The 25,142-nt window shown below is 62.0% G+C and carries 32 protein-coding genes; 22 read left to right on the plus strand and 10 right to left on the minus strand.

Going from position 1 to position 25,142, the window contains the following annotated elements; genetic code table 11:
• The first annotated feature begins 40 nt into the window (after nucleotides 1-40).
• From accD to RBB32_RS05540, 3 genes are all read left to right on the plus strand, one after another.
• Nucleotides 41-985, plus strand: coding sequence for an acetyl-CoA carboxylase, carboxyltransferase subunit beta (gene accD, locus RBB32_RS05530; RefSeq protein WP_306151696.1), 945 nt, complete (start codon nucleotides 41-43; stop codon nucleotides 983-985).
• Nucleotides 982-2,256 (plus strand): folylpolyglutamate synthase/dihydrofolate synthase family protein, encoded by a 1,275-nt coding sequence (locus RBB32_RS05535; RefSeq protein WP_306151697.1) that lies wholly within the window; start codon nucleotides 982-984, stop codon nucleotides 2,254-2,256. The genes accD and RBB32_RS05535 overlap by 4 nt, the downstream gene beginning before the upstream one ends.
• 283 nt (nucleotides 2,257-2,539) lie before the next feature.
• Nucleotides 2,540-3,178: a LysM peptidoglycan-binding domain-containing protein gene (locus RBB32_RS05540; RefSeq protein WP_306151698.1), complete on the plus strand. Its 639-nt coding sequence runs from the start codon at nucleotides 2,540-2,542 to the stop codon at nucleotides 3,176-3,178.
• A 339-nt stretch (nucleotides 3,179-3,517) separates the two neighbouring features.
• Here RBB32_RS05540 and RBB32_RS05545 read toward each other — a convergent pair whose 3' ends face one another.
• From RBB32_RS05545 to RBB32_RS05570, 6 genes are all read right to left on the minus strand, one after another.
• The gene (locus RBB32_RS05545) at nucleotides 3,518-4,078 is read right to left on the minus strand and encodes a F0F1 ATP synthase subunit B (RefSeq protein WP_306151699.1); all 561 of its coding nucleotides are present in this window, start codon (nucleotides 4,076-4,078) and stop codon (nucleotides 3,518-3,520) included.
• A 5-nt stretch (nucleotides 4,079-4,083) separates the two neighbouring features.
• On the minus strand, nucleotides 4,084-4,635 hold the full coding sequence (locus RBB32_RS05550; RefSeq protein ID WP_306151700.1) for a F0F1 ATP synthase subunit B': 552 nt from the start codon (nucleotides 4,633-4,635) through the stop codon (nucleotides 4,084-4,086).
• Between the two features lie 83 nt (nucleotides 4,636-4,718).
• Entirely contained in the window at nucleotides 4,719-4,943 is a 225-nt protein-coding gene (locus RBB32_RS05555; protein ID WP_007816449.1) for a F0F1 ATP synthase subunit C, read from the minus strand.
• A gap of 55 nt (nucleotides 4,944-4,998) precedes the next feature.
• Nucleotides 4,999-5,754, minus strand: a complete 756-nt coding sequence (locus RBB32_RS05560) for a F0F1 ATP synthase subunit A (protein ID WP_306151701.1) — start codon at nucleotides 5,752-5,754, stop codon at nucleotides 4,999-5,001.
• On the minus strand, nucleotides 5,744-6,133 hold the full coding sequence (locus RBB32_RS05565; RefSeq protein WP_306151702.1) for an AtpZ/AtpI family protein: 390 nt from the start codon (nucleotides 6,131-6,133) through the stop codon (nucleotides 5,744-5,746). The genes RBB32_RS05560 and RBB32_RS05565 overlap by 11 nt, the downstream gene beginning before the upstream one ends.
• 261 nt (nucleotides 6,134-6,394) lie before the next feature.
• Nucleotides 6,395-6,808 carry a universal stress protein gene (locus tag RBB32_RS05570; RefSeq protein ID WP_306151703.1) on the minus strand — a complete coding sequence of 138 codons (414 nt, stop codon included), beginning with the start codon at nucleotides 6,806-6,808 and terminating at the stop codon, nucleotides 6,395-6,397.
• Between the two features lie 127 nt (nucleotides 6,809-6,935).
• Between RBB32_RS05570 and RBB32_RS05575 the strand changes: the two genes are divergently transcribed.
• Nucleotides 6,936-7,265: a helix-turn-helix transcriptional regulator gene (locus RBB32_RS05575; protein WP_306151704.1), complete on the plus strand. Its 330-nt coding sequence runs from the start codon at nucleotides 6,936-6,938 to the stop codon at nucleotides 7,263-7,265.
• Nucleotides 7,258-8,226, plus strand: a complete 969-nt coding sequence (locus RBB32_RS05580) for a DUF563 domain-containing protein (protein ID WP_306151705.1) — start codon at nucleotides 7,258-7,260, stop codon at nucleotides 8,224-8,226. Before RBB32_RS05575 ends, RBB32_RS05580 begins: the two co-directional genes overlap by 8 nt.
• Here the strand turns inward: RBB32_RS05580 and RBB32_RS05585 are convergent.
• Both RBB32_RS05585 and RBB32_RS05590 read right to left on the minus strand, forming a co-directional pair.
• Nucleotides 8,212-9,108, minus strand: coding sequence for a DMT family transporter (locus tag RBB32_RS05585; protein WP_306151706.1), 897 nt, complete (start codon nucleotides 9,106-9,108; stop codon nucleotides 8,212-8,214). The genes RBB32_RS05580 and RBB32_RS05585 overlap by 15 nt on opposite strands.
• Nucleotides 9,105-9,986, minus strand: a complete 882-nt coding sequence (locus RBB32_RS05590; protein ID WP_306151849.1) for a LysR family transcriptional regulator — start codon at nucleotides 9,984-9,986, stop codon at nucleotides 9,105-9,107. Before RBB32_RS05590 ends, RBB32_RS05585 begins: the two co-directional genes overlap by 4 nt.
• Before the next feature lie 120 nt (nucleotides 9,987-10,106).
• On the opposite strand from RBB32_RS05590, the gene RBB32_RS05595 reads away from it, so the two are divergent.
• The 13 genes from RBB32_RS05595 (at nucleotide 10,107) to RBB32_RS05655 (ending at nucleotide 18,581) form a co-directional block, all read left to right on the plus strand.
• A complete protein-coding gene (locus RBB32_RS05595) occupies nucleotides 10,107-10,694 on the plus strand; it encodes an FMN-dependent NADH-azoreductase (RefSeq protein WP_306151707.1) in 588 nt (195 codons plus the stop codon).
• Between the two features lie 222 nt (nucleotides 10,695-10,916).
• Entirely contained in the window at nucleotides 10,917-12,401 is a 1,485-nt protein-coding gene (ffh, locus tag RBB32_RS05600) for a signal recognition particle protein (RefSeq protein WP_306151708.1), read from the plus strand.
• Between the two features lie 99 nt (nucleotides 12,402-12,500).
• A complete protein-coding gene (locus RBB32_RS05605) occupies nucleotides 12,501-13,052 on the plus strand; it encodes a GNAT family N-acetyltransferase (protein WP_306151709.1) in 552 nt (183 codons plus the stop codon).
• The gene (locus RBB32_RS05610; RefSeq protein ID WP_306151710.1) at nucleotides 13,052-13,657 is read left to right on the plus strand and encodes a GNAT family N-acetyltransferase; all 606 of its coding nucleotides are present in this window, start codon (nucleotides 13,052-13,054) and stop codon (nucleotides 13,655-13,657) included. The genes RBB32_RS05605 and RBB32_RS05610 overlap by 1 nt, the downstream gene beginning before the upstream one ends.
• Before the next feature lie 131 nt (nucleotides 13,658-13,788).
• Nucleotides 13,789-14,088 (plus strand): chorismate mutase, encoded by a 300-nt coding sequence (locus tag RBB32_RS05615; RefSeq protein WP_306151711.1) that lies wholly within the window; start codon nucleotides 13,789-13,791, stop codon nucleotides 14,086-14,088.
• Nucleotides 14,089-14,136: 48 nt separating this feature from the next.
• Nucleotides 14,137-14,541, plus strand: a complete 405-nt coding sequence (rpsP, locus tag RBB32_RS05620) for a 30S ribosomal protein S16 (RefSeq protein ID WP_306151712.1) — start codon at nucleotides 14,137-14,139, stop codon at nucleotides 14,539-14,541.
• Nucleotides 14,542-14,559: 18 nt separating this feature from the next.
• Nucleotides 14,560-15,189, plus strand: a complete 630-nt coding sequence (bluB, locus tag RBB32_RS05625; protein WP_306151713.1) for a 5,6-dimethylbenzimidazole synthase — start codon at nucleotides 14,560-14,562, stop codon at nucleotides 15,187-15,189.
• Between the two features lies 1 nt (nucleotide 15,190).
• On the plus strand, nucleotides 15,191-15,334 hold the full coding sequence (locus RBB32_RS05630) for a hypothetical protein (protein WP_306151714.1): 144 nt from the start codon (nucleotides 15,191-15,193) through the stop codon (nucleotides 15,332-15,334).
• Nucleotides 15,331-15,855, plus strand: a complete 525-nt coding sequence (gene rimM / locus RBB32_RS05635; RefSeq protein ID WP_306151716.1) for a ribosome maturation factor RimM — start codon at nucleotides 15,331-15,333, stop codon at nucleotides 15,853-15,855. Before RBB32_RS05630 ends, rimM begins: the two co-directional genes overlap by 4 nt.
• A complete protein-coding gene (gene trmD / locus RBB32_RS05640) occupies nucleotides 15,852-16,649 on the plus strand; it encodes a tRNA (guanosine(37)-N1)-methyltransferase TrmD (protein WP_306151717.1) in 798 nt (265 codons plus the stop codon). Before rimM ends, trmD begins: the two co-directional genes overlap by 4 nt.
• A 275-nt stretch (nucleotides 16,650-16,924) precedes the next feature.
• Complete coding sequence (gene rplS / locus RBB32_RS05645; RefSeq protein ID WP_306151718.1) at nucleotides 16,925-17,308, plus strand: 50S ribosomal protein L19; 384 nt, start codon at nucleotides 16,925-16,927, stop codon at nucleotides 17,306-17,308.
• Between the two features lie 11 nt (nucleotides 17,309-17,319).
• On the plus strand, nucleotides 17,320-17,541 hold the full coding sequence (gene rpmE, locus RBB32_RS05650) for a 50S ribosomal protein L31 (RefSeq protein ID WP_306151720.1): 222 nt from the start codon (nucleotides 17,320-17,322) through the stop codon (nucleotides 17,539-17,541).
• A 230-nt stretch (nucleotides 17,542-17,771) separates the two neighbouring features.
• Nucleotides 17,772-18,581 carry a division plane positioning ATPase MipZ gene (locus tag RBB32_RS05655; protein ID WP_306151721.1) on the plus strand — a complete coding sequence of 270 codons (810 nt, stop codon included), beginning with the start codon at nucleotides 17,772-17,774 and terminating at the stop codon, nucleotides 18,579-18,581.
• Between the two features lie 30 nt (nucleotides 18,582-18,611).
• Here the strand turns inward: RBB32_RS05655 and RBB32_RS05660 are convergent, their stop codons facing one another.
• Together RBB32_RS05660 and RBB32_RS05665 are read right to left on the minus strand one after the other, a co-directional pair.
• Entirely contained in the window at nucleotides 18,612-19,511 is a 900-nt protein-coding gene (locus tag RBB32_RS05660) for a DMT family transporter (protein ID WP_306151722.1), read from the minus strand.
• 345 nt (nucleotides 19,512-19,856) lie between these two features.
• A complete protein-coding gene (locus RBB32_RS05665; RefSeq protein WP_306151850.1) occupies nucleotides 19,857-20,597 on the minus strand; it encodes a methyltransferase domain-containing protein in 741 nt (246 codons plus the stop codon).
• A 63-nt stretch (nucleotides 20,598-20,660) separates the two neighbouring features.
• Here RBB32_RS05665 and gloB point away from each other — a divergent pair, with 63 nt between their 5' ends.
• The 4 genes from gloB (at nucleotide 20,661) to RBB32_RS05685 (ending at nucleotide 25,129) form a co-directional block, all read left to right on the plus strand.
• Nucleotides 20,661-21,428 (plus strand): hydroxyacylglutathione hydrolase, encoded by a 768-nt coding sequence (gene gloB, locus RBB32_RS05670; protein WP_306151723.1) that lies wholly within the window; start codon nucleotides 20,661-20,663, stop codon nucleotides 21,426-21,428.
• A gap of 157 nt (nucleotides 21,429-21,585) precedes the next feature.
• Nucleotides 21,586-23,919, plus strand: a complete 2,334-nt coding sequence (gene clpA / locus RBB32_RS05675; protein ID WP_306151724.1) for an ATP-dependent Clp protease ATP-binding subunit ClpA — start codon at nucleotides 21,586-21,588, stop codon at nucleotides 23,917-23,919.
• Nucleotides 23,919-24,881: a M23 family metallopeptidase gene (locus RBB32_RS05680; RefSeq protein ID WP_306151725.1), complete on the plus strand. Its 963-nt coding sequence runs from the start codon at nucleotides 23,919-23,921 to the stop codon at nucleotides 24,879-24,881. The genes clpA and RBB32_RS05680 overlap by 1 nt, the downstream gene beginning before the upstream one ends.
• 125 nt (nucleotides 24,882-25,006) lie before the next feature.
• The gene (locus tag RBB32_RS05685) at nucleotides 25,007-25,129 is read left to right on the plus strand and encodes a hypothetical protein (protein WP_306151726.1); all 123 of its coding nucleotides are present in this window, start codon (nucleotides 25,007-25,009) and stop codon (nucleotides 25,127-25,129) included.
• The last annotated feature ends 13 nt before the right edge of the window (nucleotides 25,130-25,142 follow it).

Raw genomic sequence — 25,142 nt, forward strand, 5'->3', positions numbered from 1 at the left:
CCTTATCTCGGGGCGTGCAACAAACAGGGACCGAAGCGGTATGAACTGGATCACCAACTACGTGCGCCCACGCATCAACTCGATCTTCTCGCGCCGCGAGATGCCCGAGAACCTTTGGTCCAAATGCGATGACTGCGGCACCATGCTGTTTCACCGCGAACTCAGCCAGAACTTGAACGTCTGCACCAATTGCGGCCACCACATGGCGATCACGCCACGGGACCGTTTCAAAGCGCTCTTCGATGGCGGCATCTTTTCCGAGATCACCGTCCCCGCCCCCACACCGGACCCCCTGCACTTCCGCGATCAGAAAAAATACCCCGACCGCATGAAAGCCGCGCAACGATCCACCGGCGAGAAAGAGGCGATGCTCGTCGCCACCGGCGAGATCGGCCGCACCCCCATCGTTGCCGCGGCACAGGATTTCTCGTTCATGGGCGGCTCCATGGGCATGTACGTGGGCAACGCCATCATCGCCGCCGCCCAAGAGGCGGTGAAACTCAAACGCCCGCTGGTCCTGTTTTCCGCCGCCGGCGGCGCACGCATGCAGGAAGGCATCCTAAGCCTCATGCAAATGCCCCGCACCACCGTCGCCATCCAGATGCTCAAGGAAGCGGGCCTTCCCTATATCGTCGTGTTGACGCACCCCACCACCGGCGGGGTTACGGCCTCCTACGCCATGCTGGGCGATGTGCATATATCCGAGCCCAACGCCCTGATCTGTTTTGCCGGTCCCCGCGTGATCGAACAGACGATCCGCGAAAAGCTGCCCGAAGGCTTCCAGCGGGCCGAATACCTGCTGGATCACGGCATGCTCGACCGGGTGACACCGCGCACCAAGATGCGCGAGGAACTGATCACCATCACCCGTATGCTGATGGGCCTGCCGCCTGCCGTGCGCGGTGACCTGCCGGGCCCCGACCCGTCGGAAAGTGACACCACGTCCCAAGATGACACCCCGGCCGAAACCGACAAAGCGGAATGAGCGGCCCCACATCGGACATCATCCTTGACCGGATGATGTCGCTTCACCCGAAAATCATCGACCTCACCTTGGATCGCGTCTGGCGCCTGCTTGAGGCCCTGGGCAACCCGCAGGATTCCCTGCCACCGGTGATCCACCTTGCCGGAACCAACGGCAAAGGCAGCACACAGGCGATGATCCGCGCCGGGCTTGAGGCCGCGGGCAAAAGCGTCCACGCCTATACATCGCCGCATCTGGCGCGCTTCCACGAACGTATCCGGCTGGCCGGTGCGTTGATCTCGGAACCCGACCTGACGGCGGTGCTCGATGAATGCTATGCCGCCAACAACGGCGAAAACATCACCTATTTCGAAATAACCACCTGCGCCGCGCTTCTGGCGATGAGCCGGGTCAAGGCCGATTACACCCTGCTCGAAGTGGGCCTTGGCGGCAGGCTTGACGCCACCAACGTCATCGCCGAACCGGCGCTCAGCATCATCACGCCCATTTCCATCGACCACGAACAGTTCTTGGGCAACACGCTGTCCAAGATCGCGGGCGAAAAGGCCGGGATCATCAAGCGCGGCGTACCCTGCATTGTCGGCCCGCAAGAGGACGAAGCGCTAGAGGTGATCGAAGACATCGCCCGCCGCCTCGGTGCCCCGCTGTTCGCGCATGGCCAGCACTGGCACGTCACCCGCGAAAACGACCGGCTGATCTATCAGGATGAAACCGGGCTACGTGACCTGCCGCTGCCCAACCTGCCCGGAGACCACCAGGTTCAGAACGCCGGGGCCGCAATCGCCGCCCTGCGTTATCTTGAAATGGGCGACGCCGCGCTTGAAGGGGCCGTGACCGCCGCCCAATGGCCCGCCCGGATGCAGCGCCTCAAGACCGGCCCCTTGGTCAAGGCCGCACCACGGGCCGAACTGTGGCTCGACGGCGGCCACAACGCCGCCGCAGGGCAGGCGCTTGGCCGCCTTCTGGCCTCGCTGCCCGACCGCCCCACGCACCTGATCTGCGGGATGCTCAACACCAAGGACATCTCGGGCTACCTCGCCCCGCTTGCCCAACAGGCCGACAGCCTCACGGCAATCTCCATCCCCGACGAGGCCAATACCCTGCCAGCCGAGGAAACCGCCCAAGCCGCGCGCGCCCTGGGCCTGCCCGCGCAGTGCGCCGACGATGCCCTCTCCGCCATCACCCGGATCACCGCCCAAACACCCGGTGCACGGGTGCTGATTTGCGGCTCGCTCTATCTTGCCGGGGCGATCCTTCGGGAAAACGGCTAAAGACGCCTCCACCAACCCCTTGAAGTGATTCGAAAATCTCGGACGGCCTTGAAAAACAGGGGCAAAACGCGCTTTTCCGAATCACTTCATATTGACGATTTCGCCAAAAATCGCCTATATCTGGAACAACTAACTATAAGTTGTTGTCACATCGCGCAGTAAGCGGGTGTGTCTGGTGGGGGGCACCGCAACAGGACTGGCATCGCGAATCCATCGGGATGGATGCCAAGGGCGGACAAAGATCACCCCCGACACCCTGCCCATAGCCAAGGGCCCTGGTTGCATGATCCGTATCGTTTTGATTTCCGTCGGCTTCATCAGCATCACGATCGCATTGATCATGATGCAACCCTCTGCGCCACGGCAGGCCGGTATGGCTGCCCCTGCCGCCCAACCCGATCCGGCAGTCACCCGGCAAAAGACCGACATCCAAACCCTGCCACAGCCCAAGGTCGCCCCGGAACGCATTGCGCCCGAAAACCGGGACACCGCCGCGCGAACCGCGCAACAGCCCAGGGCGACAGCCGAAACAAGCGCCTCATCGCCCCGCCCCTTGCCCGCGGGGGATACCAAGCTCGAAACCATGGTGGTTGACGCCCTGAAACAGGGCCAGTCCAAGGATTACATCACCGCCCTGGTCGTGGACGCCGCCGAGAAGGGCAAGGTCGAGGTCCCCGAAAGCCTGATCACGCAGGATGGGCGGGTCGATACCTCGGCGCTTCTGGCCAACCTCTCGCAACCTGTCCAGCCCCGGCATGAGCTGCACACCGTGTCACCGGGCGATACGCTGGCCTCGATTTCCTACCGCTACTACGGTCGCACACACCACGGTTCCGAGATCCTGGCCGCCAACGCCGAAACCTTGCCCTCCGAGGCACATCTCACCATCGGCCAAGAGATCATGATCCCAAGGCTTCAATAGATATACAGTCAACATGGCAGGAGTGAATGAGGGGCCGGTTCAACGGCCCCCTTTCATTTCCAAGGGGGGCAAAAACGCCCCCCAACCGGATCGCATCGAAGGCAGGCAGCCAAGCGGTTTCGAAACCGCTTGCGCCAAGGATTTTCAAAATCCTTACCCGCGCGACGCATCGAACACGTTTACCAAACGCTTTCTGCTCAATGACACCGCCCCTGTGCATGCCACAGGCACGAACGCCATGCACCGGGGCACATGACGCCATCCCTCCTTGGCCACAGAAAAAAGGCCCGGATCATCGCATGATCCGGGCCTTTCCTATCCTGAAACGCTTGCGCCGCGTTAGTGCAACTTGGCGTCCACTTGGCTGATCGCGTCGTCAATCAGCTTGTTGCCCTCGGTCGCGGTCATCTGCTTGGCGACCACGTCCTTGGCGGCACCCACGGCAATGGCAACGGCCTTGTCGCGCACTTCCTTGACGGCATTGGCTTCAGCCGAGGCAATCTGGTCTTCGGCGGCCTGAATACGGCGCGCGATCGACACTTTCAGATCTTCCTTGGCTTGTTCCGCCGCCTCGGCGGCCTCTTCCTTGGCGTGGGTGACGATGCGGTCGGCCTGCTCCTGCACTTCCTTCTGCTTGCGCTCATAGCTGGCCAGCAGGGTCTGTGCTTCTTCACGCAGGGCGCGGGCTTCGTCCAACTCGGATTTGATGCCCTCGGCACGTTCGTCCAGTTTCTGACCCAGAAGGCCAGGCACCTTGAAGTAGAAGATGACGCCGACGAACACCAGGAAACCCAGCAGAACAACAAAGTCGGTGTTGCCCAGCGAAAAGAAAGGGCCAGTGGCGGCAAGTGCGGGGCTGGCCATGGTCATGGCGGCCATGAATGCGATGTATCGTGCCATATCGGTTACCCCTTCATCCGTGCGTTGATCGCCGCGGTGATGGATCTCGCGTCGGCCTTGCCACCCATGACACTGACCAGTTCCTTGGCGGTGTCCTTGGCAACATCCTTGACGCTTTCCATGGCATTGGCACGGATTTCGGCGATTTTCTCTTCGCCTTCCGCAGCCTTGGCCGCGATTTCGGCATCGGCCTTCGCGGTTGCATCGTCCAGTTCGGCTTTGATCTCTGCCTTGGTCTGGTTGACGATATCCTGCGCCTGCGCCCGGGCATCGGCCAAGGCCTTGTTATAGGCTTCCTCGGCCTCAACGGCTTTCGCCTTGAGATCCTCTGCGGCGGCCAGATCGTTGGTAATGGTCCCCTGACGCTCGGCCAGTACGGCGGCAATGCGCGGCAGCGCGATGCGCGACAGGAAGAAGAAGATCACGACGAGCGTGACAATGAGCCAGAAAATCTGGTTGGGCCACCAGTCAAAGCAAAGCTGCGGCATGCCGACGGCAGAGCCGTCAACGACACAGGTGCTTGTGCTAGCGGTGCCCGCTGTTGTTTCGGTCGCCATCGCGTCCTCCGTCGGAACTGTGTCTCACTATCGGGCGGCCCGCTCTACAGGCCGCCCGCGCGTAAGGATAAGGTTCCGTAGGCTTAGACGGCGAACATCAGCAGCAGAGCAACGAGGAACGAGAAGATCCCCAGGGCTTCTGCGAAAGCGATGCCGATGAACAGGGTCGCGGTTTGACCGGCAGCCGCCGACGGGTTGCGCAGGGCGCCCGACAGGAAGTTGCCTGCCACGTTGCCCACACCGATGGCAGCAGCGCCAGAACCGATTGCAGCCAGACCAGCGCCGATATGTGCGAGTTCGCCTTCCATGATGTATCTCCTTACGATTGGAAGTTAGTAATTCAGGTGTTGAGAGGGCCGGACCTTAGTGCGACGGATGCAGTGCATCCTTCAGGTACACACAGGTCAGAATGGTAAAGACATAGGCCTGGATGAAGGACACCAGCACCTCAAGGCCGTACATCGCGGTGATCGCCAGAACCGACACCGGGCTGACCACGGCAATCGCGGCAAAGCCCGCGAAAACCTTGATCACCGCGTGACCGGCCATCAGGTTGCCCGCCAGACGAATGGAGTGGCTGACAGGGCGCACGAAGTAGGAAATGATTTCGATCACGGCCAGGATCGGGCGAAGCGCAAGCGGCGCGCTCGACACCCAGAAAAGGCCAAGGAACCCGGCGCCGTTCTTGACGAAGCCCACGACCGTCACCGTCACGAACACCAGCAGCGCCAACAGCACGGTCACCGCGAAATGCGAGGTGGTGGTGAAGGACATCGGGATCAGGCCAAGGAAGTTGGCGAAAACGATGAACATGAACAGGGTCATGATATAGGGGAAAAAGCCCACGGCGTCCTTGCCGGCCACGTCTTCGACCATCTTGTAGATGAAGCCATAGGCCAGTTCACCCACCGATTGCATGCGCCCGGGGATGGTCGAACGTTTCGAAGTACCCAGAACCATGAGCAGGACAACCGCAACCACGGTCAGCGCCATCCAAAGCGTCACGTTGGTGATCGTGAACAGGCCCACCGGGCCGTCGCCAAACAAGGGCTTCACGATGAACTGATCCATCGGGTGGAATACCAGACCGCCTTCTTCGCCCTGCGCTTCAGTCGCCATCTTTCGTCCTCTCCTCGTCGCCCGTATCGGGCGCTGTAGTGTCGCCCGCGTCGGGCGCTGTATCGTCCCCGGCCGCTTCGGCCATATTTGCCTTCTGCATCTCGGCGGCACTGCGCATCATCGTCTGCACACCGGCCGCGAGGCCCAGAAATGTAAACAGCACCAGGAAAATCGGGATCGTCCCGAACAGGCTGTCCAGCCCGTACCCGATGCCAAAGCCGATCATCAGACCGGTCACAAGTTCGATCACCATCCGCCAGGCTTGCTGCGCCTGGCTATAGTGCTCTTCCTGGTGGGCTTTCGGCGGCTCCTTGTGCCTGAGCTTCGCGATCCTGCTCTCAAGCTCCTCAAGGCGCTTGCGCTGGTCCGGATCGCTCACCTTTCGCCCCTCCAAAACGGTTGGCCATGTGCTATGCCGCAGCGCGCCCCGAGTCAAGCACGCCCGCCGCCGGAGAGCGACGCACTCAAGGTATTGAAATTACTTCATATTTCAAAGCGCACAGCCGCCCCGGATATTCTGCCGCAGGCGTCGAACGCGCCATTCGGGCATGAACGCCATATTCAACCAAATGGTTGAGAATGGATAAGGGCCGCGCAGCGTCGCGCTGCACGGCCCTTCCCCATTTGACGTCCGCAACCCTCAGCGCACCACAAAAACCGAACACTTGGCATGCTGCGCGATATAGCCGCCATGGGACGAGAACACATGCTCCAGAACCCCCGGCTCATGGCTGGCCACGATCACCAGGTCGGCACCGGTGCGTTCGATCTCGCGCATCAAGGCCTTGGTCGTCTCGATCTCGGGGTCATGGCTGATCACCGGGTCACCTTCCACCGGCACGCCGAATTTCTCGGACAGCTCCTTGGCAAAGCCCCTTACGGTCTCGCCGAATTCCTCGGGCGTATGGCCCAGTTTCCCCGGAAGCGCGCCACCGACGCTGACCACCTCGATACCGGCCCCATGCCGTTTGGCCATGTCACCCGCCACCTCAAGCGCCTTGGCCAGACTGTCCTTGTGAACCAAATCCACCGGCACCATGATCTTGCTGAACATAAACGATCCTTTCGCATTTCCTGTTTCCATGTATCCACCCTAGAAACGCGGCCGCCTTCATGCTTTGCGACAGATCAAACGCATTCCACAGTTGACGCCGCGCCGCGCGCGGGGCTTAACAAGACCCATGGCCAAGGACCTCGATACCGTCTTTCACGCACTCGCCGATCCCACGCGGCGCGCCATTCTGGCCATGCTGCTGGAAGACGACATGGCCGTGACCGACGTCGCCGACCCTTTCGATAAAAGCCTCGCCGCCATCTCCAAGCACCTTGGCATCCTCACCCGCGCGGGCCTCATCAGCCAGGAACAACGCGGGCGCGTGAAATGGTGCAAGCTGGAACCGGACGCGCTGCGCGATGCCAGCATCTGGATGCAGGGCTTTGGACAATTCGAGGCCGTGAACCTTGATGCCTTCGAACGCTTTCTGGCCAAGGAACTGCCCGGGGATGGTTGACCCAAACGGCCCATTGCCCCCGGCACAGGTCGAAACCCTGCACGGGGCCACCGTCGTGCCCATGGCCGAGGACCCCGATCAGGCCTGCGGCGTGCTGCGCGCCGATGGCTCGTTTTGCGAAACCTCCGCCACCCGCCTGTCCGCGGGCCGCATGACAGGTATCCCGCAACCGCCCACAAACGCCAGCCCCCTGCCCGGCCGTCACCTCTATGCCGGGCTGGGGCGGCACCACTTCGGCCATTTCCTCGTGGAAACCATCACCCGGCTTTGGGCCTTGGATCATCAGGCGGTGCCGTACGACGGCATCGTCGTGATCCCCAAACACGGCATTGATTTCAATGCCGTGATGCGCCGCCGCTTGGGCGCCTTCTTCGATCTGCTTTCGGGGGGCCTGCCCGTGCATGTCGCCGATACCCCGCTCAAGGTCGAAACGCTTTGCGTGCCGACACAGGGGTTCGGGCATATGAACTGGCTTACCGGCACGCCCGAGTTTCGCAACCACACGCGTCAACGCCTGACGGCCCAGATCACGCCCGAAGGCCCCGAGAAACTCTATGTCGCGCGCACCGCGCTCAAGGATGCGGCCCAAGCCATGGATCAGGAAGACCGCGTCGTCACCATGATGAAACGCGCCGGCTACACCGTCTTTCACCCACAGGATCACTCCCTCGCCGAGCAATGCAGCCGCTACATGGCCGCAAGGCAAATCGTCGGTCCCGATGGTTCGGCCTTTCACCTTGCCCCGTTCGTCTTGCAAAAAGGCACCCGCGTCGGCCTCATCCAACGCCGCCACCGGCAGGACGTCTTCGATGCCCTCGTCGCGCAAATCCGGGCCTTCTGCGAGGCCGAGCTTGTCACCGTCAATCCGCTTTTGCCCCTCGGGCAGGGGCGCGAACCCGACAAGCCACAGGTTTTTGTCAGGCAGGCCAGACGCGGCCTCAGGGACTCAGGCTTCCTGTAATCCGTGCTCATCCTTCAAAAGCAGCACCAAGGCCAAGACGATCAACGCCACACCCGGCAACATCGCCATGGGCGGCAGGCCTTGGCCCAGGGCCACAAGCCAACAAATCACCCAGACCGGCGCCAGATAGGTATAGGCCATGACCTTCGCACTCGGCAGACGAAGCGAGGCATATTGCAACAACACAAAGGTCAGCGCCGTCGCCATGGCGCCCGTATAAGCAATGGTAATCCAGACGATCGGCGGCAGGGCGGCCCAATCCGTGGCCCGGATATCGCCCCATCCCGCGATCAGGATCATCCCGGCCGCCGCCACCAGGGCCCCGAAGGAAAAGGCAATCGGACTTTCACCCCGGTTCAGGCGCGGAACCAGGGGCGTGTAAAGCGCATGCCCCACGCAGCCGATGAAATAAATCGCCACGCCCCGGCCCACCTCGAATGCCAAAAGCGCATCGAGATCGGCACGGAAAATCACCCACAGCGCCCCCAAACCGCCGAAACTCAGCGCCATGGCCATGCGCCATGTCATCACTTGCCGCATCAGGATATACCCGAAAAATCCCGCCACCACCGGCATCAGGGTAAAGACCGCCGAAAGACTCACCGGCGAGGCGGTTTTCAACCCCTCGAACATGGTGACAAAGTAGAATCCCATCAGGCCGCCAAGCACCACGAACCGCCAAGGCGCGCGAAACTGGCCGGGATGCAGGCCAATCCGTGCCTGCGCCACGATGCCCAACAGCACGGCGGCCAGGGCAAAGCGCACCGCGTTCAGCGCGGTCGAGGCGATATAGGGGCTGGCCAATGATCCCAACGCGAAGGACCCCGCGATCAGGGCCGAGAAACACAGCATCGCCAGATGCCCACGGACCGCCGCGCTCATGCCTCGGCCCAAAGCGCGGCGCGTTCTTTGAGAAAGCTCAGGAAGGCCTGCACCTTGCTGGTGCGGTGCAGGTCCATATGGGTGACCAACCACAAGGCCGATGACCATTCCTTGCGCGGCGGCATGACCTCGGTCAGCCCGCCGATCTCACGGGCATGCAAACGCGACATGAAACCAATGCCCGCACCTTCCTGGATCGCCCGGCGCTGTGCATGAACATCGCCACTGCGGAAACTGATCCGCTCCAGGGGGATTGTCTCATACATCCAGCGGAAGAACGGCGCGCGCGAGGCCGGATCGTCCGCCCCGACAAACCAATGGTTCTGCAACTCGCTCTCATCCGTCGGCAGGCCGAAACGCGAAATATAGCCATCGCTGGCAAACAGCGTGAATTCCTGCGTCACGAAGGGTTGCACCACGTTATCCGGCTGATCGGGGGCGGCCCCCGCCCGTACCGCCACATGCGCCTCGCCATATTCCAGCCGGAACAGGCGGTCGCCGGTCAGGTAACGCACCACGATATCTGGGTGGGCCTGCTGAAATTCGGTCAACACCGGCACCAACAGGTGGCTCACGCTACCAAGCGAGGTCACCACCAGGTCGCCGGACACGTCGTTGCCCCGCCCCTTGATCCGGCCCGAAAGCTGCGCGAACTGATCGTCCGTGGCCTGCGCCACCCGCATCAGGTCTTCGCCCGCCTCGGTTGGCGTATAGCCCCGCGCATGGCGTTGAAACAGCCTCACACCAAGGCGGTCCTCCAACGCGTCGATATGGCGGATCACGGTGGCATGATGCACGCCCAGAACCTCCGCCGCGCCACTCACCGTACCAACCCGCGCCACGTTAAAGGCCGTGCGGATCTCGTCCCAGTTGTCCATGGTCATCTATCCGTCTTTGTGCAATTGCAAACATCACATGTTGATTTGGTGATATTGAGTTTATTTAAGCACAATGCAAAATGATCCTCAATATCCAAAAGCAACCCTACGAGGATCACAATGACAACCCTGCTCCGCATCGACAGTTCCGCCCGTACCCAAGGCTCGGTCACCCGCGACCTGACCGCCCGCATCACCAAGGCGTACCCCGACGCAAAGGTGATTCATCGCGACCTTGCGCAAACCCCGGTGCCGCAAATCACCGAAAGCTGGGTCACCGCCAATTTCACCCCGCCCGAGGACCGCACCGCGGCCCAGGTCGAAACCCTCGCTTTTTCCGAAGAGCTTCTGGCCGAGCTTGAGGCCGCCGATACCATCGTCATCGGCCTGCCGGTCTATAACTTCGCCCCCGCCGCCGCGCTCAAGGCCTGGATCGACAACGTCGCCCGCGTCGGCCGCAGCTTTCGCTACACCGCCGAGGGGCCCGAAGGCCTGCTGAAAGGCAAACGCGCGATCCTCGCCATGGCCTCGGGCGGCACCGGCGTTGGCTCCGAGATCGACTTCGCCACCACCTACATGCGGTTCATCCTTGGCTTCATCGGTATCACCGACGTCACCGTCGTGGCCGCCGATCAGATGGCCATGGATGCCGAATCCAGCCTCAGCCGCGCCAACGACCAGATCGCGCAACTCACCCAAGCCGCCTGAGCGCACCACCGGGCCCGCCCCCACGCGGGCCCGGCTTGACTCCGCCCCTCGCGCACAGTAAAGCCTCCTCAAATCTCCGGAAGTGCGCAAAACTTCCGGTCCCATGGGCACAGGCCCGGGATCGCCCCCCACCAGCGAGTTTCGCCCGTGGGGGCCTTTGTGATTTGAAACATGCTTCCTACCTTGGGGGCAGAACCTGAAACCGGCGAAGGAGGCCGCGACATGTTTGAAAATCTGTCCGAACGCCTGTCCGGTGTCTTCGACCGGCTGACGAAACAGGGCTCGCTCACCGAGGAAGACGTCAAAACCGCCCTGCGCGAGGTGCGCGTCGCCCTGCTTGAGGCCGACGTTTCGCTGCCCGTCGCCCGCGACTTCGTCAAGAAAGTGCAGGAACAGGCCACCGGCCAGGCGGTCACCAAATCGGTCACCCCCGGCCAACAGGTGGTCAAGATCGTCCACGACGCGCTTGTCGAAACCCTCACCGGCGCCGAAGACCCCGGCACCCTGAAAATCGACAACCCGCCGGCCCCCGTTCTCATGGTCGGCCTGCAGGGCGGCGGGAAAACCACCACCACCGCCAAGCTTGCCAAGCGGCTCAAGGAAAAAGACGGCAAGCGCGTGCTGATGGCCTCGCTCGACGTCAACCGCCCCGCGGCCATGGAACAGCTGGCGATCCTGGGCACCCAGATCGGCGTCGATACCCTGCCCATCGTCAAGGGCGAAAACCCGGTGGCCATCGCCAAACGCGCCAAGACGCAGGCCAGCCTCGGGGGCTATGACGTCTACATGCTCGACACCGCCGGTCGCCTGTCGATCGACGAGGAGTTGATGGCACAGGTCGAAGCGGTGCGCGATGTCGCCAACCCGCGCGAAACCCTGCTGGTGGTCGACGGCCTGACAGGTCAGGACGCCGTCAACACCGCCCAGAACTTCGATGACCGGATCGGCATCTCCGGCGTGGTTCTCACCCGGATGGATGGCGACGGGCGCGGCGGTGCCGCCCTTTCCATGCGCGCCGTCACCGGCAAGCCCATCCGCTTCGTCGGCTTGGGCGAGAAAATGGACGCGCTTGAGACGTTTGAGCCGGAGCGTATCGCCGGCCGCATCCTTGGCATGGGCGACATCGTCAGCCTTGTGGAAAAAGCCCAGGAAACCATCGAGGCCGAACAGGCCGAGAAGATGATGAAGCGCTTCCAGAAGGGGCAGTTCAACATGAACGACCTCAAGATGCAGCTGGAACAGATGCAAAAGATGGGCGGCATGGAAGGCGTGATGGGCATGATGCCCGGCATGGGCAAAATGGCCAAGCAGATGGAAGGCGCCGGGATCGACGACAAGATCATTTCGCGCCAGATCGCCCTGATCCAGTCGATGACCAGGAAAGAACGCGTCAACCCCAAGCTCTTGCAAGCCTCGCGCAAGAAACGCATCGCCAAGGGCGCAGGGCTAGAAGTGTCGGAACTCAACAAACTGCTCAAGATGCAGCGGCAGATGGGCGACATGATGAAGAAGATGGGCAAGGGCGGTATGCTCAAACAGGCCATGAAAGGCATGTTCGGCAAGGGCGACCCCTCCCCCGAGGACATGCAGGGCATGGACCCCAAGGCACTGGAACAAGCCGCCAAGCAGATGGGCGGCGGCTTGCCCGGCATGGGCGGCGGCAAGGGCCTCCCCCCCGGCCTCTCCGGTTTCGGCAAGAAGAAATAAGGCCCGGTCGCACCCCATGCTTTCATCTTTCCCCAAATACTCCCGCCGGAGGCTCCCCCGGCCGACACCCGCTCAGGCGGCGGGAAACGGGGTGCGCCCGTGACCGCAAGTCTCTCCATCCCCACGCTTGAGACCAAGCGCCTGATCCTCCGCGACCCCCGCGAAAGCGATTTCGAGGCCGAGCGCGATTTTTACGCCTCGGATGCCTCGCGCTTTGTCGGCGGCCCGCTGCCCGAACAACAGGTCTGGCGCAACCTCGCGATGCTCATGGGCCACTGGGCCTTCCGCGGCTATGGTTTCTGGGGTGTGGAAGACAAGAAAACCGGCACCTATCTGGGCCGCGTCGGCCTGTGGTTCCCGCATGGCTGGATGGAACGCGAAATCGGCTGGACGCTGATGCCCTACGCCACCGGCCAGGGCTATGCCACCGAAGCCGCCGAGACCGCCCGCGCCCATGCCTATGACATCTTGGGTTGGGACACCGCGATCAGCCAGATCGACCCGGCGAACGCTCCCTCCAAGGCCGTCGCCCGCCGCTTGGGCGCCCGCTTTGAACAAATGTACGACGATCCCATTTACGGGCCGGTCGAAATCTGGCGTCACCTTGCGCCCGCCGATCTGGAAAACGGTGGCATGGAGGCCTACGCCTGATGGCCACGCAAAACATCCCCACGCTGGAAACCCGGCGGCTCGTCCTGCGCGGGCCGGAACCGGATGACTACCCCAACTTCAAGGCGACCTTTTCCTCCTATCGTTCGCGTTTCATGGGCGGGCCGCTCAATGCCTACGAGACATGGATGCTCTATGCCGCCGAAATCGGCCATTGGAACATTCGCGGCTTCGGCATGTGGATGATCCACGACAAACAGACCGATGAAACCTACGGCATGGCCGGTGGCTGGTTCCCCGCCAAGTGGCCCGAACGCGAAATCGCCTGGATCATCTGGCCTGAAAAATCCGGGCACGGCTACGCGCTTGAGGCCACCGATGCCGCGCGCACCTATTTCTACGACAAGCTCGGCTGGGATGGCGCGGTCAGCTACATCGACCCCAAGAACCTCGATTCCATCCGTCTGGCCGAACGGCTCGGCGCGGTTAAGGATAAAGAGGCGGCCACGATTGACGGCAACGATGCGGTCTATCGCCACCCCTCGCCCGAAACCCTCAAGTCGGGGCAGATCGCCGACGGGATCGAGCTTGAGATCAGCCATTATTGCGACCCCTTGTTTCAACCGAAAGGGCTCCCGATTGACTGAGTTTCGCCGCCATATCACGCCGCATTCTGTACATTCTGTACAGAGCCACGCCGGACCCGGCCGAATTCTGTACAGAACCCGGGGTCTTTATGTACAATCTGTACAGCGCGGCCTTGCCTTCGGAGGGACCCATGTCTGATGACGCAACCGCCCGCGCCGCGGCCCTGCTCAAGGGGCACCGCGAAAGCATCGACCGCCTTGATGCGATCCTCGTCTATACCCTGGGCGAGCGTTTCAAGCACACCCAGGCCGTGGGGCAACTCAAGGCCGAACACGACCTTCCCCCGTCCGATCCGGCCCGCGAAGAGGCCCAGATCGCGCGGCTCGAAGATCTGGCAACCCGGGCCGACCTGGACCCGGAATTTGCCAAGAAGTTCCTGAACTTCATCATCGCCGAGGTGATCCGACATCACCGCCAACAGCAATCGTAAGCCGGGTATAAATCCGGCTAACCCACGCCATTCAAAGGAGAAATCACAATGGCCATGAAAATCCGCCTTGCCCGTGCAGGTAGCAAAAAGCGCCCCTTCTACCGCATTGTCGCCGCCGACAGCCGCATGCCGCGCGACGGTCGCTTCATCGAGAAACTGGGCACCTACAACCCGCTTCTGCCGAAAGACAGCGAAGAGCGCGTGAAGATGAACATGGAGCGCGTTCAATACTGGCTCGACCAAGGCGCACAGCCCTCGGACCGTATCTCGCGCATGCTGGAAGCCGCCGGTGTTGTCGCCAAGAAAGAGCGTAACAACCCCAACAAAGGCACCCCCGGCAAAAAAGCCCAGGAACGCGCCGAAGAGAAAGCCGCCAAGGCAGCAGAAGCCGCCGAAGCCGCTGCTGCCCCGGCTGAAGACGCGCCCGCCGAAGAGGCCGCCAGCGAAGAGTAAGCTGGTTAAGGTACTGGAATGTCTGACTTTTCACCTGACTTCCAGAACCGCCTTCGGGATCTGATGCGGTGGCGGCGCGACGTGCGCCGCTTCCGCTCGGACCCGGTGGACGAGGACGTGCTTGCCGCCTGCCTCGACACCTTTTGCCTCGCCCCCTCGGTGGGCTTAAGCGAGCCTTGGCGTGTTGTCCGCATCGAAAGTGCCGCGGCCCGCGCAGCCGCGCTTGAGAATTTCAGCCAAGCCAACGACGCGGCCCTTGCCGGATATGATGGCGAAAAAGCCAAACTTTACAGCAGCTTGAAACTTTCCGGCATGCAGGAAGCCCCGGTTCAACTGGCCATTTTCTGCGACGAAAGCACCGGCAAGGGCGCGGGTCTGGGCGCAGGCACAATGCCCGAGATGCGCCGCTATTCCGTCGTCGGGGCCATCACCCAATTCTGGCTTGCCGCCCGGGCCCATGGCCTTGGCGTCGGGTGGGTTTCGATCCTTGACCCCGACCGCCTGAATATAGACCTAAATATCTCGAAAGATTGGGTTTTGGTGGGATACCTATGCGTCGGCTGGCCGGAAGAAACCAGCGAAACACCCGAACTTGAAACAGCCGGCTGGGAAGACCGCCGTGGCCACCTGCCGATCGAGGGCCGCTAGGATGTTCCGAATTGTCCGCCTTGTCGTGCTTTGCCTCATTGCCTTTGTCGCGGGTATCCTCTTTGAACGCCAATCCCACGGCGAACGCTGCATAGCGCAGGGCGGCACCATGAATGGCCCCATCTGCACAGGAGCGGCCCAATGACCGATCAAATCTGCCTTGGTGCAATCGCCGGCGCCTTTGGCGTCAAAGGCGAAGTGCGCCTTAAAAGCTTCACCAGCCATCCCGAAGATGTGGCCGCCTATGGCGCCCTGACCACCGAAGACGGCAGCCGTGAGTTTACCGTCACTCTCAGCGGCCAAACCGCCAAAGGCGCTTTGGTTGTCAGGCTTTCGGATGTGCTGACCAAGGAACAGGCCGACGAATTGCGCGGTGTGCGCCTGTTCGTGCCGCGTGATCGCCTGCCCTCGCTTCCCGATGACGAGTTTTACCATGCCGACCTTATAGGCCTTGAGGTTTTTGATACCGCAGGCGGCAGCCTTGGCCGGGTCAAGGCCGTGCTCAACCACGGGGCGGGGGATTTGCTCGAAGTGCATGGTCCCGCGCTCAAATCCACGGTTCTTCTGCCCTTCACGCGTGAGGCCGTGCCGACCGTCGACCTTGGCCAAGGCAGGATCATCGCCGACCCGCCCGAGGGCCTTTTCCCCGCGCCGGAGGGGTCATGACGGACGCGCCCAAATCCCATGGCCGCAAATCCATCTCGGCCAGCCTGAAACCCCAGGACCTGATGGCGGAAACCCCGCGTCTGGCCAAGGCATGGCGCACACAGATCATCACGCTTTTCCCACAGGCGTTTCCCGGTGTTCTGGGCGAAAGCCTGACCGGGCGCGCCCTAAAGGACGGGCTTTGGCAGCTGGATACCGTTGATTTGCGCCGCTTCGGAGAAGGCAAGCACCGCAATGTCGATGACACGCCTACAGGCGGCGGCGCAGGTATGGTCCTGCGCCCCGATGTCATGGGGCGCGCCATCGACGAGGCCCGCGCCGCCATGCCCCCCGCCGCACCGCTTGTATACCTCAGCCCGCGGGGCCGCCGCTTTGATCAGGCCATGGCGCACAGCCTGTCCCAGACACCCGGCGTCACGTTGATTTGTGGCCGGTTCGAGGGCATGGATGAACGGGTAATCCAACACTACGGCATCCAAGAGGTCAGCCTTGGCGACTTCGTCCTGACCGGCGGGGAAATCGCCGCGCAAGCGTTGCTGGATGCCACCGTGCGCCTGATCCCCGGGGTTCTGGGCAATGCCGACTCGACCGAGGAAGAAAGCTTTTCCGAGGGCCTTCTGGAGCATCCGCAATACACCCGCCCTTCCGAATGGAAGGGCCACAAGATCCCCGATGTCCTGATGTCGGGCCATCACGGCGAGATCGCCAAATGGCGCCACGAGCAGGCCAAGCAGATCACCAAAACCCGCCGCCCCGACCTTTGGGCCGCGTACCAAAAACGCGACGCGGAATAAGGCGCCTCTGCCCTTGCCAGACAGGTAATTTTTGCCTAAAAGCCGTCCATCCCGCTCAGGATTCTGAGTCGGGCGTGTTTTCTGTCGCGCTTATGCCTTCGGGTTTCTTCATCCGAACAGGCAAGACCGCACCGAAACAGGCGACACGAAACAGCAGATAACGCCGATCTGATCTCTGGCGGGCGCGACATGCGGACCCGGACGAAGACCAAGAGCTCTCAGACCGCATCACACCTTTGCGGGCCAAACCGCAAGCAATGTTAGGAGATGATCAGATGGACCTGATCGCACAACTCGAAGCCGAGCAAATCGCAGAGCTCGGCAAGACGATCCCGGATTTCAAAGCCGGGGATACCGTCCGCGTCGGTTTCAAAGTGACCGAAGGTACGCGTACCCGTGTTCAGAACTTCGAAGGCGTCTGCATCAGCCGCAAGAACGGTTCGGGCATCGCCGGTACGTTCACCGTGCGCAAGATTTCCTTCGGTGAAGGCGTGGAACGTGTGTTCCCGCTCTACTCGACCAACATCGACAACATCACCGTGATACGCCGTGGCCGCGTGCGCCGCGCCAAGCTGTACTACCTGCGTTCGCGCCGCGGCAAGTCGGCCCGTATCGCCGAAGACACCACCTACAAGCCCAAGTCCGGCGCATCGGCATAAGGAGCGGCACGATGAGAAAAGACATCCACCCCGACTACCACTTCATCGACGTCAAACTGACCGATGGCACCGTTGTTCAAATGCGCTCGACCTATGGCGCAGAGGGCGACACGCTGTCCCTCGACATCGACCCCTCGGCACACCCAGCATGGACCGGTGGCGGCACCCGCCTGATGGATACCGGCGGCCGCGTGTCGAAGTTCAAAAACAAATACGCCGGTCTGGGCTTCTAATCACCCTTTCCGAAGTAATGCCAAAGGCGCCGTCCCCCCTGGGGCGGCGTCTTTTCGTTTGGCATGGCGGCGCGCAGCAATCGCTTGGCTTCACACCGCATGACGAAACCGACCGGGCCGCGAAGAACCCACCTCAAACGCATCATCTGGGGCTTTCCAATTCAGCACCCGGCATATACTGTAGCGCCACCGTCACGGGCTAACACGTGAGATGAAGGGGTTCGGGGGACATGGCGCATATTATTGTCGTCGGAAACGAAAAGGGCGGCGCGGGCAAATCCACCGTGTCCATGCATGTGGCAACCGCCCTTGCACGCATGGGCCACAAGGTCAGCGCGCTGGACTTGGACCTGCGCCAAAAGACCTTTGGTCGCTATGCCGAGAACCGTCGGAAATTCCTCGAAAAATCCGGGCTTGGACTTGCCAGCCCCTACTATCACGATCTTCCCGAGGTTGACCCCGAGACCCTGAAGCAGGGCGAAAACATCTATGACCGCAGACTTTCTGCCGCCGTGGCCGAATTGGAGCCTGACAGCGACTTCATCGTCATTGACTGTCCCGGCTCGCATACGCGGTTAAGCCAGGTGGCACACAGTCTGGCGGACACCTTGGTAACGCCTCTGAACGACAGCTTCGTCGATTTCGACCTTCTGGCGCATGTGGATGACGACGGAAAAAAGATCATCGGCCCCTCAGTCTATTCCGAAATGGTGTGGAATGCCAGACAGTTACGCGCCCAAGCCGGATTGAGGCCGATTGATTGGGTGGTGGTGCGGAACCGGTTGGGGGCGCAGCAGATGGTTAACAAGAAAAAGATGGGCGACGCGCTGGAAAACCTGGCCAAGCGCATCGGTTTCCGCACCGCGCCCGGTTTCAACGAACGGGTCATCTTCCGTGAGCTGTTCCCGCGTGGCCTGACCCTGCTGGACCTCAAGGACGTGGGCGTGAAGCAGCTCAATATCTCGAACGTGGCCGCGCGGCAGGAATTGCGCGACCTGATCAAGGCCTTGGACCTGCCCGGGGTCGAGGTGGATTTCTAAGCCGCCAAAAAACCTACAGTTTTCAACCTGTTAAACAGGCGGCCCCGTGCGCGGCTGTGGCCGGGTGTGCATCCGGCGGCGTTGCAGAAGCACCCAAAGATTGGACACGAACAGCACCCCGATGACCACAACCCCGCCCAGAAGCGCCCAAGGGCCGGGGTCTTCGCCCACGACATACCAAACAAGGATCGGGGCCAGCACCGATTCGAGCAAAATCAGCAACGCCACCTCGGCGGAACTGATGTAGCGCGGCCCAAGGGTTAATAGGGTGGTCGATCCGGTAATGAAGGCCCCGTGCGCCAAAATCAGGTTCCACTGCGCCTGCCACGCGGGCAGCGGATCGGCCAAGGGCCAGACCACCAATGAGGCCCCGATATAGGCCAGCGGAATGGCCGGAACCATAGATGTTGCGCGCACCTTGCGCACCGCGGTCATCGCGGCGGCAAAGCTGGCCGAGACACAAAGCGCCACCAAATCGCCCGACCAATGGGCGCCGTGGGTCTCGCCCGAGCCCTTGGCGATGATGCCAAGGCCCACGAAAACGCCCATCATCGTTAACACCATGCGGCGGCTGACCGTTTCACCCAGAAACACCCGGCTGAAAATCGCGGCGAAAACCGGCATCGAGGCGATGATGAAGACAACATTGGCAACGCTGGTCCAGGTCACCGCCAAAACGAAACCCGGCGCGGTGGCGGCAATCAGGACGGTGTATATCAGCCCCGGCACACCGGTTTTCAACACCGGCTTGAAACCGCTAACCCCTTGAAAAACCAACAGTCCCAAGAGGATCAAACCGCCCGAAACCACCCCGCGCCAAAAGGTGATCGTGGGCGCGCTGGCCTCGATCAGCCGGACGAAAAGCGAGTCCGGGACGACGAAGAGCACCCCAAGCGTGGTAATCAAAAGGCCTTTGACATGATCGTTCATGGCCCGCATCAGTTCAGGTTTTGGCAAGAAAAGTAAAGACGCCCGAAAAAAGAACCAGCGTACGAGTCGTACGTTTTAACCCCGAATTTCGTACGAAAACCGGGGGGTCGCTGACAACTATCGTACGAGTCGTACGTTTCGTACGAAACTCGGGGCCAAAGCCGCGTTGAAGGAGCACGCTCTCCTCTGCCGTGATCACGCGCAGGTTAACGCGATGGGGGATGAAAACTTAACGACGTGGGCGCAGAGCCAGTACATGATGGACGTGAGAGCCCTTGCCGGACATTGAGATAATGAGCCGCGCGGGGGTAATATCCGCTGTGGGCCGCGCGGGTTTTGAAATCTTCAAACCGGCTTGGCCTCGGGCTTGGGCTTGAGGACGTCCAGCGGCCGCCGCACGGTTTCGCGCAAACCCGGGCCTGAGGGCGCTTGCACCCGCTTGGTCGCCTCGACCATCAGCACCCCGCCCGCCGCCACCGGCGACAGTTGCGTGCCCAGCCGTTCCCACATTCCGGAGGTCTTGCGCCAGAAGCGGCGCGACGATGGCGGTTGATAGAGCGTCGTGCGATGGCGCAACGGCATGAATTGATGCGCTTTGAGCTGATTTTCCAACTGCGATTGCGAATAGGGGCGGCCAAAGCCGAACGGCGTGGCATCGCTGCGCGACCAAAGGCCCGCACGGTTGGGCACGATAAACAGGACCGAGCCGCCGGGGCCAAGCACGCGCCAGCATTCTTCCAGAAGCGGCGAGGGCTGTTCGCTGGTCTCAAGCCCATGCACGACGAGCAGCTTATCGACATGCCCGGTTTCCAAGGGCCAGCGGGTTTCCTCGCAAAGGACCGAGACGTTTTCCATCCCCTGGGGCCAGCCAATCACCCCCTGCGGCCCCGGCATCAACCCGATGATCCGCCGCGCATCGGGCAGGTAGGGGCGCAAGAATGGCACGGCAAAGCCATAGCCCACCACGGTCTGTCCCTGTGCCTCGGGCCACAATCCAAGCACGGCTTCGCGCACGGTTTTCTGGGCCGCACGGCCCAGTTGGCTGCGGTAATAGAAATTCCTGAGGTCTTGCACATCGAGATGCATTGCAGCCGGGCCCATGATCCGTCACTCTTGAACGTAACAATAACCGGCAAATGGGGAAACACCATGACATTAGAGTTTGAGACCGTACCCTGCCTCTCGGACAATTATGCCTACCTGGTGCATGATCCCGCGACCGGGGCGACGGCGGCCGTGGATGTGCCCGAGGCCGCGCCGATCCTTGAGGCGCTGACGCGGCGGGGCTGGACCTTAACGGACGTTTTGCTGACGCATCACCATTGGGATCACGTGGACGGCTTGGCCGAACTTTTGGATGCGGCCCCGGCGCGGGTGATCGGGGCCAAGGCCGATGAACATCGCCTGCCGCCCCTGAACCTGGCGGTGAGTGAAGGCGACAGCGTGACGATCGGTGACGAAACCGGGGTGGTCATGGATGTCTCGGGGCACACCGTGGGCCATATCGCCTTTCATTTCCCCGACTCGAAACTGGCCTTTACCGCCGACAGCCTGATGGCCCTTGGCTGTGGCCGCGTGTTCGAGGGGACCATGCCGCAGATGTGGAAAAGCCTGTCGAAGCTGGCCGCCCTTCCGCCCGAGACAGTGATCTGTTCGGGCCATGAATATACCGCCGCCAATGCAAAATTCGCGCTGAGCATTGATCCGGACAATCCGCGGCTTATATCGAGGGCTGAGGCGGTTGAGGCCGCAAGAACCAAGGGGCAGCCGACCGTGCCTTCGGTCCTTTCCGAAGAATTGGCAACCAATCCGTTCCTGCGCGCCGGTGATCCGGGCCTTCAGGCCGGGCTTGGCATGGCCGGGGCCGACCCCGGGGATGTCTTTGCCGAAATTCGCGCCCGCAAGGACCGGTTTTGACCTGCTGCCTGACGCAAAATGCGCATCCGTCACGAAAAGTGAGCGGGTGTGACCAGAAAATCCTTGAAGCCATGGCAATATCGACCAAACTTTAAGGTTATGAGGCCAAGGTTGGTGGGCACCCGCCCATCGACCCCAGATCAGAAGGAGCACCAAAGTGCCTTCATTCTCGAACACATTGGAGCAAGCAATTCACGCGGCCCTGGCGCTGGCCAATGCGCGGCAGCATGAATTCGCAACACTGGAACATCTGCTTCTGGCGTTGATTGACGAACCCGACGCGGCCCGCGTGATGAAGGCATGCAGCGTCGATACCGAGGAATTGCGCGGCACGCTTGTGGAATTCATCGACGAGGACCTGTCGAACCTCGTGACCGAGATCGAAGGCTCAGAAGCGGTGCCGACGGCGGCCTTCCAGCGGGTTATTCAGCGCGCGGCGATCCATGTGCAAAGCTCGGGCCGGACCGAGGTGACCGGGGCGAATGTGCTGGTCGCGATCTTTGCCGAGCGCGAAAGCAACGCCGCCTATTTCCTGCAAGAACAGGACATGACGCGCTATGACGCGGTGAATTTCATCGCCCATGGCGTGGCCAAGGACCCCGCCTTTGGCGAGGCGCGCCCGGTGCAGGGGGCCGATGGCATGGGCGACGACAACGAAAGTGCCGCGCAAGAGTCGGACGCGGTGGAAGCCGGGGAATCGGCGCTGGCAAAGTATTGCGTGGATTTGAACGAGAAGGCCCGCGCGGGGGACGTGGACCCGCTGATCGGTCGCGACTCGGAGGTGGAGCGCTGTATCCAGGTGCTGTGCCGCAGGCGCAAGAACAACCCGCTTCTGGTGGGCGATCCGGGCGTGGGCAAGACGGCGATTGCCGAGGGGCTGGCGCATAAGATCATCAAGGGGCAAACGCCCGAGGTGCTGTCGAAAACCACGATTTTCAGCCTTGATATGGGCGCGCTGCTGGCCGGCACGCGCTATCGCGGGGATTTCGAGGAGCGTTTGAAGGCCGTGGTGACGGAATTGGAGGATCACCCCGACGCGGTTCTGTTCATCGACGAGATTCACACGGTGATCGGGGCCGGGGCCACATCGGGCGGGGCGATGGATGCCTCGAACCTTTTGAAGCCCGCGTTGCAGGGCGGCAAGCTGCGCTGCATGGGATCGACCACCTTCAAGGAGTTCCGCCAGCATTTCGAGAAGGACCGCGCGCTGAGCCGCCGGTTCCAGAAAATCGACGTGGTCGAACCCACCACCGACGATGCGATCAAGATCCTCAAGGGCCTGAAACCCTATTTCGAGGAGCATCACAGCGTCAAATACACCAATGACGCCATCAAGTCGGCGGTGGACCTTTCGGCGCGTTACATCAACGACCGCAAACTGCCCGACAAGGCGATCGACGTGATCGACGAGGCGGGTGCGGCGCAACACCTGATGGCGGCCTCGAAACGCCGCAAGAGCATCGGGGCCAAGGAAATCGAAGCCGTGGTCGCCAAGATCGCGCGCATCCCGCCGAAGAACGTCAGCAAGGACGACGCCGAGGTTCTGAAAGACTTGGAAACCTCGCTCAAGCGGACGGTCTTCGGGCAGGACACGGCGATCGAGGCGCTGTCGGCCTCGATCAAGCTGGCGCGCGCGGGCCTGCGGGAGCCGGAAAAACCCATCGGCAACTACCTGTTTGCCGGGCCGACGGGCGTGGGCAAAACCGAGGTGGCCAAGCAATTGGCCGACCTTCTGGGCGTGGAACTGCTGCGCTTCGACATGTCGGAGTACATGGAAAAACACGCGGTCAGCCGGTTGATCGGTGCGCCGCCGGGATACGTGGGCTTTGACCAAGGCGGCCTGTTGACCGATGGCGTCGATCAGCACCCGCATTGCGTGCTGCTTCTGGACGAGATCGAAAAGGCGCACCCGGATGTCTTCAACATCCTGTTGCAGGTGATGGACCACGGCAGCCTGACCGACCATAACGGGCGCACGGTGAACTTCCGCAACGTGGTCTTGATCATGACCTCGAACGCGGGCGCGACCGAGCTTGCGAAATCGGCTGTCGGCTTTGGCCGTGAAAGCCGCGAGGGTGAGGATACCGCCGCCATCGAACGGACCTTCACGCCGGAATTCCGCAACCGCCTGGATGCGGTGATCTCCTTCGGGCCGCTACCGAAAGAGGTTATCCTGCAGGTGGTCGAGAAGTTCGTGCTGCAACTTGAAGCGCAACTGATGGATCGCAACGTGACCATCGAGCTGACCAACCCCGCCGCCGAATGGCTGGCCGAAAAGGGCTATGACAGCAAGATGGGCGCACGGCCACTTGGCCGGGTCATCCAAGAGCACATCAAGAAGCCACTGGCCGAGGAACTGCTGTTCGGCAAACTGGCCAAGGGCGGTGTGGTCAAGGTGGGCGTCAAGGACGGCAAGATCGACCTGAAAATGTCGGGCCCCGACCGCCCGCGCCTTTCGGGCAAGAAACCCCCGCTTCTGACCGCGGATTGATGCGGGCGCTTGTCGCGCTGATATTGACGGTCGCCGCCCCGGCGGCGGCCGATCCCCCTGCCCTGAGCCTGCCGATTGACTGCACGCCGGGCAAATCCTGTTACATCGAAGATTACGTTGACGCGCGTCCCGGCGAAGGGCAGCGTGATTATACCTGCGGCCTGAAATCGCGCGACGGGCATCGCGGCACCGATATCGTGCTGTTGTCCTTCGAAGATATGCAACGCGGCGTCGATGTTCTGGCCGCCGCGCCGGGCGTGGTGGATGCCACCCGCGACGGTATGGCCGACGTGGCGGTGACGTCCGAGACCCGCGATGCCATTCGCGGGCGCGAATGTGGCAACGCGGTGCGGATCGACCACGGCGACGGCTGGCAGACGCTTTATTGTCATTTGCAAGACGGCAGTTTGCAGGTGGAAAACGGCACGCGGGTCGAGGCCGGGGATGTTCTGGCGCGCGTGGGCTTGAGCGGGCTGACCAACGTGCCGCATGTGCATCTGAGCGTTTTGAAAGACGGCGAGGTGGTGGACCCTTTCAACCCCGAAACCAGCGAGACCTGTGGCACGGCACAAGGCGATGGCTTGTGGCAGGATGCGCCGGACTATGACCGCGCGGGCCTGTTCACCGCCGGATTTTCCGGCGATGTCCCGAGTTTCGACGCGGTGAAATCGGGCCGTGCGCGGTTTGAAAGCGCGCGGGGTGGGTCGAACCTCGTGCTCTATGGACTCGTGTTTTACGCACAGGCCGGGGACAGGCTGAACTTTGTGATCAGCGGGCCGGAGGGCGAGGTCTTTCGCAACGAAATCGCCCTGGACGCCCCGCAAGAACAGCTTTTCCGCGCCATGGGCCGCAAGGCGCCCGAGGGCGGCTGGCCCGCCGGGGATTACCGGGGATACGTGACCCTATCGCGGGAGGGGCGCATCCTTGCGGTGCGGCATGCGGATGTCGAGGTGATGCGATAGCGACGCGGGGCACGTCGGGACGAAGCGGGCGCTCCATCAAGTGTGACAAGCCGCGACAGCGACGGGCCGCGGCGCGGCGAACCAACCCCGGTTCGGCAGGGCTTTATCCAAGTTACTGGCGCGCGATGAATAATCTGCTTACCAAGGCCGACCCAATCGCCGGGCCGAGGGTGCGGCCCGACGATGGCGCGGCGGCCTTCGGCCTTGAGTCCGCGCCTTGGGTTTCTGCCGAATGCCGTTGTCAGTAAACTCGGGAATGCC

This window comes from Roseovarius sp. MMSF_3281, from assembly GCF_030733685.1.
GTDB lineage: Bacteria > Pseudomonadota > Alphaproteobacteria > Rhodobacterales > Rhodobacteraceae > Roseovarius.